General features: G+C 70.9%; 12 protein-coding genes. 9 read left to right on the forward strand and 3 right to left on the reverse strand.

Annotated features, from left to right (window positions below; genetic code table 11):
• Positions 1-65: 65 nt before the first annotated feature.
• On the forward strand, positions 66-992 hold the full coding sequence (locus ACYVOO_RS16635; RefSeq protein ID WP_461016416.1) for an MBL fold metallo-hydrolase: 927 nt from the start codon (positions 66-68) through the stop codon (positions 990-992).
• A 13-nt stretch (positions 993-1005) separates the two neighbouring features.
• On the opposite strand, the gene ACYVOO_RS16640 is transcribed toward ACYVOO_RS16635, so the two are convergent.
• Positions 1006-2700: a beta-N-acetylhexosaminidase gene (locus tag ACYVOO_RS16640; RefSeq protein WP_461016438.1), complete on the reverse strand. Its 1695-nt coding sequence runs from the start codon at positions 2698-2700 to the stop codon at positions 1006-1008.
• 240 nt (positions 2701-2940) lie between these two features.
• Between ACYVOO_RS16640 and ACYVOO_RS16645 the strand changes: the two genes are divergently transcribed.
• The 6 genes from ACYVOO_RS16645 (at position 2941) to ACYVOO_RS16670 (ending at position 8407) form a co-directional block, all read left to right on the forward strand.
• Positions 2941-3450, forward strand: coding sequence for a 2-oxo-4-hydroxy-4-carboxy-5-ureidoimidazoline decarboxylase (locus tag ACYVOO_RS16645; RefSeq protein WP_461016417.1), 510 nt, complete (start codon positions 2941-2943; stop codon positions 3448-3450).
• Positions 3451-3644: 194 nt separating this feature from the next.
• Positions 3645-4025, forward strand: coding sequence for a succinate dehydrogenase, cytochrome b556 subunit (sdhC, locus tag ACYVOO_RS16650; RefSeq protein ID WP_453349286.1), 381 nt, complete (start codon positions 3645-3647; stop codon positions 4023-4025).
• A gap of 6 nt (positions 4026-4031) precedes the next feature.
• On the forward strand, positions 4032-4541 hold the full coding sequence (locus tag ACYVOO_RS16655) for a succinate dehydrogenase hydrophobic membrane anchor subunit (protein ID WP_461016439.1): 510 nt from the start codon (positions 4032-4034) through the stop codon (positions 4539-4541).
• A 51-nt stretch (positions 4542-4592) separates the two neighbouring features.
• The gene (gene sdhA, locus ACYVOO_RS16660; RefSeq protein ID WP_461016418.1) at positions 4593-6347 is read left to right on the forward strand and encodes a succinate dehydrogenase flavoprotein subunit; all 1755 of its coding nucleotides are present in this window, start codon (positions 4593-4595) and stop codon (positions 6345-6347) included.
• Positions 6347-7111, forward strand: coding sequence for a succinate dehydrogenase iron-sulfur subunit (locus tag ACYVOO_RS16665; RefSeq protein WP_461016419.1), 765 nt, complete (start codon positions 6347-6349; stop codon positions 7109-7111). Before sdhA ends, ACYVOO_RS16665 begins: the two co-directional genes overlap by 1 nt.
• Positions 7112-7387: 276 nt before the next feature.
• The gene (locus ACYVOO_RS16670) at positions 7388-8407 is read left to right on the forward strand and encodes a trypsin-like serine peptidase (RefSeq protein WP_461016420.1); all 1020 of its coding nucleotides are present in this window, start codon (positions 7388-7390) and stop codon (positions 8405-8407) included.
• A gap of 111 nt (positions 8408-8518) precedes the next feature.
• Here the strand turns inward: ACYVOO_RS16670 and ACYVOO_RS16675 are convergent, their stop codons facing one another.
• Complete coding sequence (locus ACYVOO_RS16675; protein WP_461016421.1) at positions 8519-9070, reverse strand: MarR family winged helix-turn-helix transcriptional regulator; 552 nt, start codon at positions 9068-9070, stop codon at positions 8519-8521.
• Between the two features lie 71 nt (positions 9071-9141).
• On the opposite strand from ACYVOO_RS16675, the gene ACYVOO_RS16680 reads away from it, so the two are divergent.
• Positions 9142-10392 carry an MFS transporter gene (locus tag ACYVOO_RS16680; RefSeq protein ID WP_461016422.1) on the forward strand — a complete coding sequence of 417 codons (1251 nt, stop codon included), beginning with the start codon at positions 9142-9144 and terminating at the stop codon, positions 10390-10392.
• Between the two features lie 52 nt (positions 10393-10444).
• Here the strand turns inward: ACYVOO_RS16680 and ACYVOO_RS16685 are convergent, their stop codons facing one another.
• Positions 10445-11353, reverse strand: coding sequence for a transglutaminase-like domain-containing protein (locus ACYVOO_RS16685; RefSeq protein ID WP_461016423.1), 909 nt, complete (start codon positions 11351-11353; stop codon positions 10445-10447).
• 85 nt (positions 11354-11438) lie between these two features.
• Between ACYVOO_RS16685 and ACYVOO_RS16690 the strand changes: the two genes are divergently transcribed.
• Positions 11439-12773 (forward strand): acyl-CoA thioesterase/bile acid-CoA:amino acid N-acyltransferase family protein, encoded by a 1335-nt coding sequence (locus ACYVOO_RS16690; RefSeq protein ID WP_461016424.1) that lies wholly within the window; start codon positions 11439-11441, stop codon positions 12771-12773.
• The last annotated feature ends 435 nt before the right edge of the window (positions 12774-13208 follow it).

The raw sequence follows: 13208 nt of genomic DNA on the forward strand, positions 1-13208 counted from the left end.
TAGGGCCTACGCTGACTTAACGCAAACCAATAGCTTTTAGCCGCCTCGATCCAGGAGGAACCTCCATGCACACGACAACCCCCACCCCCGCCCCCGCCTGGGCCGTGGGCGACCTCACCGTCCACCGCGTCGACGAGGTCGCCCTGCCCCCGCAGACCGGCCCGTGGCTGCTCCCGGAAGCGACCGCAGAGCTCGTGACAGGCACCCCCTGGCTGCACCCCGACTTCGCCGACGAACAGGGCGTCCTGCGCCTCGCGAGCCACAGCTTCGCCTTCGAGGCGGACGGCATGCGCGTGCTGATCGACACCGGCATCGGCAACGGGAAGCGGCGCGCCAACCCCGCCTGGCACAACCTGGACAGCGACTACGCGTCGCGGCTCCGCGCCACGGGCTTCGCGCCGGAGAGCGTGGACCTCGTCGTCCTGACCCATCTCCACGCCGACCACGTCGGATGGAACACGCGGGCCGAAGGCGACGACTGGGTGCCCACCTTCCCGAACGCGCGCTACGTCACCACCCGCACCGAATGGGACTACTGGGCCGGTGTCGAGATGGAGGAGGCGCGCCGTCAGATGTTCCGCGACTCGGTGCACCCGGTACGGGAAGCGGGGCTGTTCGACCTCGTCGACGTCGCGGACGGCGGCGTGGACGGCGGCACGGACATCGCCCCGGGCATCCGCCTGCTGCCCACGCCGGGGCACACACCGGGCCAGGTGGCCGTCCGCCTCAGCAGCCGGGGCGAGAGCGCACTGATCACAGGGGACAGCATCCACCACCCGGTCCAGATGTCGCACCCGGCGCTGTGCAGCTGCGTGGACATCGCGCCCGACGTCGCCGCCAGGACCCGGCACGAACTGCTCGGCTCGCTCGCCGGTACGCCGACGCTCCTGCTCGGCAGCCACTTCGCGGCGCCGACCGCGGGGCACGTGCGACGCGAGGCGGGCGCGTACCGGCTGATCCCGGCCGCGCCCGCCCTCACACCCGTCCGCTAGCCTCTCCGCGCCGTCAGCCCACCCGCTCCGAGAGCGCCTTGAACTCCGCCCAGCCCATCTTCGGCTTCTCCGGGTTCCACAGCTTCTGCGACGTCGCCGCCAGCGGCGCCTTGACGGCCTTCGCGATCTGGTCCGTCGACTGCGCGTCGGCGATGTCGCACCACACCGCGAAGCGCCCGCCCAGGATGCGGTCGGGGCCCGACAGCGACGAGGGCACCGCCTTCTTGCCGCGCAGCACGGCGGGCGTCCACTCCTCGTAGATCCGCTCGCCCGTCGGATACGTGAAGTCGTTCGGCTCGCCCAGGACGTAGTAGAGGTACTCGTCGTTCAGGTTGACGACCTTCCAGCCCTCCTTCAGGTACTCCACGGGCTCGCGGGCGCCGATCTCCTTGCCCGTCCAGTACGTCACCTGGCGGTCCTTGTCCGCGCGCACGCTGCCGCCCTTGTGGATGCCGTCGTTCCACACCTGCGGGGTCTTCCCCGCCTTGCGCAGGGTGTCGGCGCGGTCGTTGAGCCAGGCCGTCGCCAGATCCTGGACGTCCGCGCCCTTCCCGTACTTCTTACGCGCGGCCGAGGCCAGCTGGGGGTACGAGGCGGCCGGGTCCTTCACCGTCAGAGCGCGGTACTCGTCGCCGCCGAGGTGCGCGTACGTGCCGGGGAAGAGCTTGGCGTACTCGCGCAGCAGATCGTCGACGATCTTCGCCGCCTTCGGGTCCGAGATGTCCACGGCTCCCCTGGTCGCCTGGCCTGAGGCGTTCTTGAGCTGGAGGCCAGGGTGCGCCTTGATGACCGCGCCGAGGTGGCCCGGCGAGTCGATCTCGGGGATGACCTCGATGTGCCGGGCCTTGGCCAGCTCGATGATGCGGCGGAGCTGGTCCTTGGTCAGGTGCGGCTCGGAGACCACCTCGGGGTGGGACTCGCTCTCGACGCGGAACGCCTGGTCGTCCGAGAGGTGGAGCTGGAGCTGGTTGAGCTTGAGGTCGCCCATCTCCTTGATCCGCTGCTCGATCCACTCCGCGTCGAAGTGCTTGCGGGCGATGTCGAGCATGAAGCCGCGCTGGGCGCGGTCGGGCCGGTCCTCGACCACGCCGTCCGAGAAACGCCCCTTGTCGCGGACGGTCTGGAGCAGCGTGCGGGTCCCGTAGAAGACCCCGGCGTCCGAGGCGCCCGTGATGGTCACCTTGCCGTCGCGGCTGTTGAGGACGTACGCCTCGCGCCCGGCCTTCTTCGCCTCAGCGCCCTTGTCCAGGCCCAGCTCGATGTCCCCGGTGCGGGCCTTCTCCCCTCCCTTGCCGTAGCCCTTCCCGTAGGGCACCTTCATCTCGCCGGCCAGCAGCCTGGCCTCATCGGCGACGGCTTCGTCGCGGGCCACGACCCGGGTGCCGTCGGCCGGCTCCCAGCCAGGACCGCGCACGGCCTTCCACTCGCGCACGGCCGGAACGGCGGAGGGCGCCGGGCCGATCTTGGCGGGAGCCGTGGGCGAGGGGGCGTCGGACGTGGGCGACGACGATGTCCGGTGGCCCCCCGCACTGCTCGCTGAGCCGCCCGGCTCGTCACCGCCGCCGGAACAGGCGCTCAGCGCGAGCACGGCGCAGGCGCTCGCGCCGAGCACGGCACGCGAAGCCCGCGAAGCCCGCGGACCCCGCGCAGCCCTCGACGCCTTCGACGCCTTCGACACTCTCGAAACAGCCAGCTTTTTTGGCCACATACGTCCCATACCGATACGGTATGGCCCCCTTCCTGCCTACCGTCGTCAGTCATGCGTGACAATCCGGTCCCGTACGGGTGAAATTCGCGCATCCGTCGGACCGTTGATCACACTCGTCGCTACGGTGACGGCCAATCTCCCACCACTGCTGTATCCGACGTCACATCCGAGCCACCCCGGATGCGTGGACCATGGTGTCCCCGCCCCATCCCATCCCGTCCCGCCCCGTTACGAGGAGCCATGCGCCTGACGCCCGAGCGAAGCGAGCACGAGCCCCGGTCCGCCGGGCCGAAGCTGGCGTGGCTCAACACGGTCCCCGCGGCCGAGGCGGAGGAGGTGCTGCTGCGCTGCTGCGGCAGCCGCAGGTGGGCGGCGCGTGTCGCGGCGCACCGCCCGTACCCGGACCACGAGGCGCTGCTCGCCGCGTCCGACGAGGCGTGCTACGACCTCACCTTCGCCGACCTCGCCGAGGCGCTGGCCGAGGAGACGGCGCACCATCCGCTCAGCGACCAGCCCGGGACGCCGGCCGCGCACATGGCCCTGCGGGCGGCGCACGCGGCGTACGAGAGCAGGTTCGGACACGCGTTCCTCGTCTGCCTCGACGGGTACGCGGCGGAGGAGCGGATGGACCAGGCGCTGGCCTCGGTGCGGGTGCGGCTGGGGAACGAGGTGGAGCGGGAGTGGGACGTGACGGCGGACGAACTCCGCGCCCTCACCCGCGCCCGCCTCACCCATCTCCTGCGGTCCTGACGGACCCCGGAGAGGCCGGTCCGGGACTGGGAAGAGACTGGGCCGTCCGTGCCTGATTGATCACACCACCGCACCCGGCACCAGTGTGCCGACAAAGCGTCGCTACGATGGCCGCGGCCGGTGGACCGTACCCGGCCGGGCCGACCGACACCGAAGCCGGCAGGCCCCGATATCCGCTCCCGGAGGGTTTTTCCGTGCCGGCTGGAACGCTGTACCGCGGCCGGGAAGGAATGTGGTCATGGGTGGCTCATCGAGTCACCGGCGTCCTCATCTTCTTCTTCCTGTTCGTGCACGTCCTGGACACCGCGCTCGTCCGCGTCTCGCCCGAGGCGTACGACGACACTGTCGCGATCTACAAGACTCCGCTCGTCAATCTGATGGAGTACGGCCTCGTGGCCGCCATCCTCTTCCACGCGCTCAACGGCCTGCGGGTCATCGCCGTGGACTTCTGGTCGAAGGGCGCGAGGTACCAGAAGCAGATGCTGTGGACCGTGATGGGGATCTGGCTCGTCCTCATGGTCGGCGCCTTCTACCCCGTCCTTCAGCACACGCTGCGTTCGCTGTTCGGGAGCTGATGCATGATGTCGACCGAGACCGCCAACGCCAAGGCCACCGCCGAGGCCACCGGGACCGCCGAGGGCCAGGGCACCGAGGGTGTCCGCCTCTACGACGTGGACAACCCGGCTCCCTACATCGAGCCCCCTCGCGCCCGTACCGCGAAGACGCCCAAGGCGTCGAAGACCAACTTCGAGATGTACGGATGGCTGTTCATGCGGCTGTCCGGGATCGTGCTCGTGGTGCTGGTCATCGGGCACCTGCTGATCCAGCTCGTGCTGGACGGCGGCGTCAGCAAGATCGGCTTCGCGTTCGTCGCGGGCCGCTGGGCCTCCCCGTTCTGGCAGATCTGGGACCTGGCCATGCTGTGGCTCGCCATGCTGCACGGCGCCAACGGCCTGCGCACCGTCATCAACGACTACGCGGAGCGGGACAACACCCGCTTCTGGCTGAAGATGCTGCTGTACACCGCCACGGTGTTCACCGTCCTGCTGGGCACGCTGGTGATCTTCACCTTCGACCCGAACATTCGCTGACGTGGCTGACGTAACGGGCAGACGTAACGGGCTGAGGCTGAGGTAACCCCCATGAAGATTCACAAGTACGACACCGTCATCGTCGGCGCCGGCGGCGCGGGCATGCGCGCGGCCATCGAGTCGACCAAGCGCAGCCGCACCGCCGTGCTGACGAAGCTCTACCCGACCCGCTCCCACACCGGCGCGGCGCAGGGCGGCATGGCCGCGGCCCTGGCCAACGTCGAGGAGGACAACTGGGAGTGGCACACCTTCGACACGATCAAGGGCGGCGACTACCTGGTCGACCAGGACGCCGCCGAGATCCTGGCGAAGGAGGCCATCGACTCGGTCCTCGACCTGGAGAAGATGGGCCTGCCCTTCAACCGCACCCCGCAGGGCAAGATCGACCAGCGGCGGTTCGGCGGGCACTCGCGCAACCACGGCGAGGCCCCGGTGCGCCGGTCCTGCTACGCAGCCGACCGCACAGGGCACATGATCCTCCAGACGCTGTACCAGAACTGCGTCAAGGAGGGCGTGGAGTTCTACAACGAGTTCTACGTCCTGGACCTGCTGCTCAACGACGTCGACGGGGTCAAGAAGACCGCGGGCGTCGTCGCGTACGAGCTGACCACCGGCGAGATCCACGTCTTCCAGGCCAAGGCGGTCGTCTTCGCCTCGGGCGGCAACGGCAAGTTCTTCAAGGTCACCTCCAACGCCCACACCCTCACCGGTGACGGGCAGGCGGCGGCCTTCCGGCGCGGGCTGCCGCTGGAGGACATGGAGTTCTTCCAGTTCCACCCGACCGGCATCTACAAGATGGGCATCCTGCTCACGGAGGGCGCCCGCGGTGAGGGCGGCATCCTCCGGAACAAGGACGGCGAGCGCTTCATGGAGAAGTACGCGCCGGTCATGAAGGACCTCGCCTCGCGCGACGTCGTCTCGCGCTCGATCTACACCGAGATCCGGGAGGGACGCGGCTGCGGCCCCGACGCCGACCACGTCTACCTGGACCTCACCCACCTGCCGCCGGAGCAGCTCGACGCCAAGCTCCCGGACATCACCGAGTTCGCGCGGACGTACCTGGGCATCGAGCCGTACACCGACCCGGTGCCGATCCAGCCGACCGCGCACTACGCGATGGGCGGCATCCCGACGAACGTCCAGGGCGAGGCGCTGCTCGACAACACCACGGTGGTGCCGGGCCTGTACGCGGCGGGCGAGGTCGCCTGCGTGTCCGTGCACGGCGCGAACCGCCTGGGCACCAACTCGCTGCTGGACATCAACGTCTTCGGGCGGCGAGCCGGTATCGCGGCCGCCGAGTACGCGGCGACGGCGGACTTCGTCGAGCTGCCGGAGAATCCGACGGCGTTCGTCGAGGGCGAGGTCGAGAACCTGCGGGACGCGACGGGCAACGAGCGGGTCACCGAGATCCGCAAGGCGCTCCAGGAGTGCATGGACAAGAACGTCATGGTCTTCCGCACGGAGCAGACGCTGAAGGAAGCGGTCGAGGAGATCGCGGCGCTGCGCAAGCGCTACCGCAACATCAGCGTCCAGGACAAGGGCAAGCGGTTCAACACCGACCTGCTGGAGGCCCTTGAGCTGGGCAACCTGCTCGATCTGGCCGAGGTCACGGCGACGTCCGCGCTGGCCCGCAAGGAGTCCCGCGGCGGTCACTACCGCGAGGACTACCCGAACCGCGACGACGTCAACTTCATGCGCCACACGATGGCGTACCGCGAGGTGGGCGACGACGGCACCGAGTCGATCCGGCTGGACTACAAGCCGGTCGTGCAGACCCGCTACCAGCCGATGGAGCGTAAGTACTGATGAGCACCGCTGTCATGGACAAGGCCGAGGCGGACGACAAGGCCGCCGCCTCGCACCTGATCACGGTCACCTTCCGGATCCGCCGGTTCAACTCGGAGATCTCGGACGAGTCCCGGTGGGAAGACTTCGCCGTGGACGTGGACCCGAAGGACCGTGTCCTCGACGTCCTGCACAAGATCAAGTGGGAGATCGACGGGACGCTCACGTTCCGCCGCTCCTGCGCGCACGGCATCTGCGGTTCGGACGCCATGCGCATCAACGGCCGTAACCGGCTGGCGTGCAAGACGCTGATCAAGGACATCAACCCCGAGAAGCCGATCACGATCGAGGCCATCAAGGGCCTCACGGTCCTCAAGGACCTCGTGGTGGACATGGACCCGTTCTTCCAGGCGTACCGGGACGTCATGCCGTTCCTGGTCACCACGGGGAACGAGCCGACGCGCGAGCGCCTCCAGTCCGCCGAGGACCGCGAGCGCTTCGACGACACCACCAAGTGCATCCTGTGCGCCGCGTGCACGTCCTCGTGCCCGGTGTTCTGGAACGACGGGCAGTACTTCGGCCCGGCGGCGATCGTCAACGCGCACCGCTTCATCTTCGACTCGCGCGACGAGGCCGGGGAGCAGCGGCTGGAGATCCTCAACGACCGTGACGGTGTGTGGCGCTGCCGCACCACCTTCAACTGCACGGACGCCTGCCCGCGCGGCATCGAGGTCACCAAGGCGATCCAGGAGGTCAAGAAGGCGCTGATCACCCGGCGCTTCTGAGCCCCGGTCACGCTCGCCTCGCGACGAGGGCCCCTTCCGCCGTGCGGGAGGGGCCCTCGCGTGTGTCCGGGTCCCGGGTCCGTGCCCCTTCCTCCTCCCCCGTCGCCGCGTCACCCGGCGCCCCGTAACGCGCGACGGGTTCACACCATGAGGCGTCAACTCCCGTTCGCGGCGCGCGAATTGAGGGCACCCTCTCTACGCACCGGGCGACACCGACGCCCTGCCCGGTTCACCTCGCACCACTCATCTGCCACCCCCACCGCAGAAGGAGTACGCGTGAGACACACAGGACAGCACTGCCGTGCGGCAGCCGGGGCCCTGGTCGCCGTCGGCGCCCTGCTCGGGCTCGTCGCGCAGACCGTTCCGGCGGGCGCCGAGACGGGCGGCGCGGGCCCCGGCGGCCCCGGGAGCACGGCGCGCGAGGACACGGCACGCTTCTGGACCCCGGAGCGGATGCGGGAGGCCGAGCCCCTGGACCTGCTCGGGCCCGGCGGAGGCTCCGGTTCCGGAACGGGTACGGGCTCCCCGGAGAGGGCCGTTCCCAGGGGCCCGGAGCTGAAGGTCCCCGGCGAGCGCGCCGAGCGACGCGCGGCAGGCCCCCTGGCCTTCCCCGAGGGCGGCGGCCCCTGGACGGGCGGCGGCGCGGTCGAGCAGACCTCTGGCCGCGTCTTCTTCACCTACCAGGGCCGCACGGCCTCCTGCTCGGGCAACGCGGTGACCAGCGAGAACGACAGCACGGTGATCACCGCGGGCCACTGCGTCAAGCTGGACGGCGCCTGGCACACCGACTGGGTGTTCGTCCCCGGCTACCACGACGGACAGGCCCCCTACGGCAAGTGGACGGCCGCCGAGACGCTGACCACCCCGCAGTGGGAGGCCAGTGAGGACATCAACTACGACGTGGGCGCGGCCGTCGTCGCACCCCTGGACGGGCAGCGGCTGACCGACGTCGTCGGCGCCCAGGGCCTGGCCTTCAACACGGGCTACAACAAGGACATGTACGCGTTCGGCTTCCCCGCAGCGGCGCCGTACGACGGTGAGCAGTTGATCTACTGCTCCGGCACGACGTTCCGCGACTTCCTGCTCTCGGACGACCACGGCCTCGGCTGCGACATGACGGGCGGCTCCAGCGGCGGCCCGTGGTTCACGGAGTTCGACGAGACGGCGGGCACGGGACTCCAGTCCTCCGTCAACAGCTTCGGCTACACGTTCCTCCCCGGCACGATGTTCGGCCCCTACTTCGGCGCCGACGCGCAGAACCTCTACGAGACGGCGCAGACGACGCAGCCGGGTTAGACCGACTCCGCCGCACAGCCCCACCCCCCACACCCACAGAGCCCGGCGACGGCCACGCCCGTCGCCGGGCTCCGGTGCGGCGCGGCGCGGTTCGGTGTGCCCGTCCCGCCGTCACTCCTCCCCGCCCGCCTCCGCCTCGTACATGACGCGGCGCAGCAGACCGGACAGCGTGCGCCGCTCCTCCTCGCTGAGGGCGCCCAGCAGCCGGTACTCCTCGTGCCCGACGGTGCCCATCGCACCCAGCCAGGCGGCGCGGCCCTCCTCCGTCAGCTCGACGTCGACCCGGCGGCGGTCCGTGGACGAGGGCGTACGGCGCACATAGCCGCGCCGCTCCAGCGCGTCGAGGCGGCCCGTGATGGAGGCGGGGGCCATGTCGAGATCGGCGGCCAGCGCCGAGGGTGTGGCCCGGCCCTCGCGGCCCGCGAGGGCCTGGAGCGTGTCGTACTCGTACTGCTGGAGCCCGTAGTCGGAAAGCCCGCGCTCCTTGACGCGGCGCAGATGCTTGGTGAAGCGGTACATGCGGGTGGCCGCGCCCTCGATGTCGGGGTCGAGGGGGAGGACGGGCGACCAGCGCGCGATGTGCCCGTCCGTCCAGTCCCGCACCCCGGGGTCCGGCTCCCCTCGGTCAAGGCTGTCGTCGTCCGGCTTCCGCGTGGCACCCATGCGCCGATCGTACGTCCGCCCATCGCGATATTTCGTTGACGAATACTTCGGCGCCGAAATACATTCCGGCCATGCCGCACCCCGAACACACCCAGCGTCTCCAGCGCCCCCAACACCCCCTGCGCACCCGCGACTTCCGGCTGCTCTTCCTCGGCCGCTCCCTCACCCTGCTCGGCGACGCCGTCATCCCGGCCGCGCTCGCCCTCGCCGTGCTGCGCGCCACGGGGTCAGCGTCCGCGCTCGCCCTCGTCCTGGCCTGCGCGATGGTGCCGAAGCTGGTGCTGCTGCCGCTCGGCGGGGTGGTCGCCGACCGGGTCGGTGCCCGCCGGGTCGCGCTCGTCACCGACGTGGTGCGCTGCGCGTCGCAGCTCTTCGTCGGCGTCCAGTTACTGGGCGGGGACCCCTCGCTCGCCCTCATCGCGGGCGCCGAGGCGGCGGGCGGCGCGGCCTCGGCCTTCTCCGTCCCCACACTCTCGCCGCTGATCACCGGAACCGTCGCCAAGGAGGGCAGGGCGCGCGCCAACGGGCTGCTGGGCACGGCGGAGAGCGCCGCGCGGCTGGGCGGGCCCGCGCTGGCGGGGCTGACCATCTGGGCGGCGGGCCCCGGCTGGGCGTTCCTCCTGGACGCGGCCACCTTCGCCGTCAGCGCGGTCACGCTCCTGCTCGTGCGCGTGCGCCGGGTCGCGCTGCCGAAGCGGTCGCTGCGCGCCGACCTGGCCGAGGGCTGGGCCGAGGTGCGCGCACGTGACTGGTACTGGAGCAGCCTCGTCGTCCACGCCATATGGAACTTCACCGCCAGCGTGCTGATGACCCTCGGCCCGGCGCTCGCCGTCGAGGAACTGGGCGGGGAGGGCGTCTGGATCGCGGTGCTCCAGGCGGGGGCCGTCGGGCTGCTCGTCGGCTCGCTGATCGCGGCCCGTGCGCACCCGCGCCGCCCGGTGCTGGCCGCCAACCTGGCCGGGCTGCTCTACGTCCTCCCGCTCGCGCTCTTCGCCGTCCCCGCACCGGCACCCGTGGTGGTGGGCGCGTACGCGCTGGCCATGGCCGGGCTCGGCTTCCTCAATCCGCTCTGGCGCACGACGGTCCAGAACGCCGTGCCCGAGCACGTCCTGGCCCGCGTCACGTCCTACGACTGGCTCGTCTCCCTGGGCGCCATGCCGCTCGGATACGCCCTCGCCCCGCTCGCCGCCGACGCCTGGGGCGCGGGCACCCCGCTCGCGGCCTCGGCGGCGCTGGTGGGGGCTGCCTGTCTCGCGACGGCCGCCGTTCCCGGAGTGCGGCGCTTCACGGTGCCGAAGACGCCGTCGCCGAGCGGGACGTGACCCGCACACGGCGTCAGGGAAGACGGCAGGGGAATCAGGGAGCCGGGCCCCGTCACGCTCCGGCGTTCTCGCGGGAGCCGGGGCCCGCGTCGCCCGCGAAGGCCGCGTGCGCTGTGAGGGTGCGCGGGACGCGCAGGGACGGAGTGGTGAGGTACAGCTCGCGCAGATCGGCGAAGCCGCCCTCGGCCATGATCCGGGCCGCCTCGTCGAGCACCGTCAGCTCCTCGTCGTCGGGCGCGGAGGCGGGCTCGCTGTCACCCACGCCCCACGTGTCCCAGGGCAGCACCTCGGCCCTGTTGAGCGCCGCGAGATCCCGTACGACGTTGGCGCGCACCGTCCACAGGCCGGTGAGCCCGAGGACGCTGACCCCGAACGTCGCCGCGTCGGCCGCCCCCGTACGGCACAGGCGCCATGCCTCGCCCGCGACGAGGAAGCGCTCGCGGGGCACGTCCAGCGGGTCAAAGTCCAGCTCGTACCCCTTCTCCGCGCGGTCCGGGACCACCTGCGGATCGCAGAGGGTCCAGCCGCGCTCCGGGTGCGCGTACTCGGTGACCCAGTGGTCGTCGTGGAAACCGGGGGCGAAGTAGGTGGCGTAGCCGCAGCGCACGCGCGCGGGCGTACCCGAATGCCGCAGCAGGGCGCAGTGCAGGAGCGCGAAGTCCCGGCAGGTGCCCGCGAACCGGTCGGCGGGACGGCGCGGGGCCGTCGGCCGCACGCCGCCGAGCCCGGCCACGATCTCCAGGATGCCGTCGACGCAGCGGGCCTCCGCCTCCGCGCGGTGCCGGGAGTCGGGGAGGGCGCACCCGAAGCTGCCCGTCTCCTCACGGTGCATGAGCAACCGCCGCACGAGCAGCGCCAGTTCGTCCGGGCCCGTGGGGAGTTGCGCCAGCTTGTCCGCCATGGCACCGGGCTCGTCCTGGACGCTCTGCGTCAAATAGAAGTCACGCTCTGCGGGCAGCATGGAGGCCAGAGTGACGGAAAATCGGTTCGATTTCCACCCGGGGGTCGTTCGCGGTGGCACCCGGTGCATGCGTAGGGTGCGGCGGATGGGACGTAAGCGGAACGTACGGGCAGCCGTCGCGGCACCCGTGGCACTGGCCGTTCTCGCCGGTGCGGCGGCGTGCTCCGGCGGCGACGGTGCTTCGGCACCCCAGAAGAAGACGTCGCGGGACGGCGTCCAGGTCAAGGTGAGCGACCCCGTCACGACGGCCGACAAGGCCGTGGAGATCAAGGTCACAGGACTTGAACCCGGCCAGCGGGTCACCGTCGCCGCCGACGCGAAGGACCAGCGCGACGCGTCCTGGGCGGCACGCGGTGCCTATACGGCCGACGGCGACGGGGTACTCGACCTCGGCGAGCGGGCGCCGCAGGGCGGCGAGCCGTACGAGGGCGCGGACAGCATGGGCCTGCTGAGCAGCATGCTGCCGCGGAACGGCACCGTGAAGAAGATGATCGGCAGCGGCAAGGCGTTCTCCTACCACCCGGCCACCCCCGACAAGCAGTCCGGCTACCAGGTGCGGCTGACCGTCGCCGAGCGCGGCAAGAGCGGCGGCGAGGGCAAGAAGCTGGCCACCCGGGTGCTCAGCCGCCAGTGGCTGCACGGCGACGTCCAGCACCGGAAGCTGACCGTCGACGAGGACGGGGTCGACGGCGAGCTGTACTCGCCCGCGCGCGGCAAGGGCGAGAAGCGGAAGGCGCCCGTGCTCGTCTTCGGCGGCTCCGAAGGCGGCAACGCGGGCGAATACGCGGCGGCGCTGCTGGCCGCGCACGGCCATCCGACGCTGTCCCTCTGCTACTTCCGCTGCGGCGAGGGCTCGGGGCGCCCCGACGCGCTCAACAAGATCGACCTCGACTACTTCACCCGCGCCATGAAGACGCTGAACAAGCAGCCCTCGGCCGATCCCGGCAAGCTGGCCGTGATGGGCAACTCGCGCGGCAGCGAGGTCGCCCAGTTGCTCGGGCAGCGGCGTCCCGAACTGGTGCGGGACGTCATCGCGTACGCGCCCTCGTCCAAGGTCAACGGGCCCTATCTGGCGGGCGCGGACGCGTATGCGGCATGGCTCGACGACGGGGAGAAGATCCCGGCAGGGCCGATTCCGCTGGACCGGGTGCGGGGCACGGTCCTCGCTGTGGCGGGCGACAACGACAAGATGTGGGGCTCGGCCGCTTCGGCCCGCGACATCGCCTCCCAGCACAACGCCTCGGGCGAACCCCACCAACAGGTCACCTACAAGGGCGCGGGCCACCACGTGAACTGGTTCCCCTACGGCCAGCCCGGCCAAGAGGGCGGCCAGGACGGCCAGGTCACCTCCACCGCCAAGGCGGACCAACACGCCCGCGAATCCAGCTGGCCCCGCATCCTGAAACTTTTGGGCGGCTGAAACGCAGGGTTCCCCCTTCACGCCGGTGTGCCCCTTCACGGGGTACGGGGTGAGGCCCTCACGGGGTTCCTCCCTCTCACAGGGGTGCCCTCTTCGGCGCGCGGGTTGTGTTTCGGCTACCGCTGTGGGGGTTTTGCCCCTTCACGGGGGTGTTGCGCGGGACGGGTCCCCTTCGCGGGGTGCGGAAGGAAACGGGGGGTAGGCCCTTCACGGGGGTGTTGCGCGGGACGGTTGACCGGTGTGGTGCGCACTGTAGGGTCCCGCGCTGATTTTTGTGCCCCTGTCCGGGGCGCTGCGCTGGGCTGAGCACCGTGTTCGGGTGCGGGCCGGTGGCTACGGCGCGGCGTATGGACCGGTGCTTTGCGGCTTGCGCCGCGTGATTCCGGGTTCCTGTTGGGGTTGTGGGCGCGTGGGTGCGGGGTGTCCGGTGCCGCG

Source organism: Streptomyces daliensis (assembly GCF_054782395.1).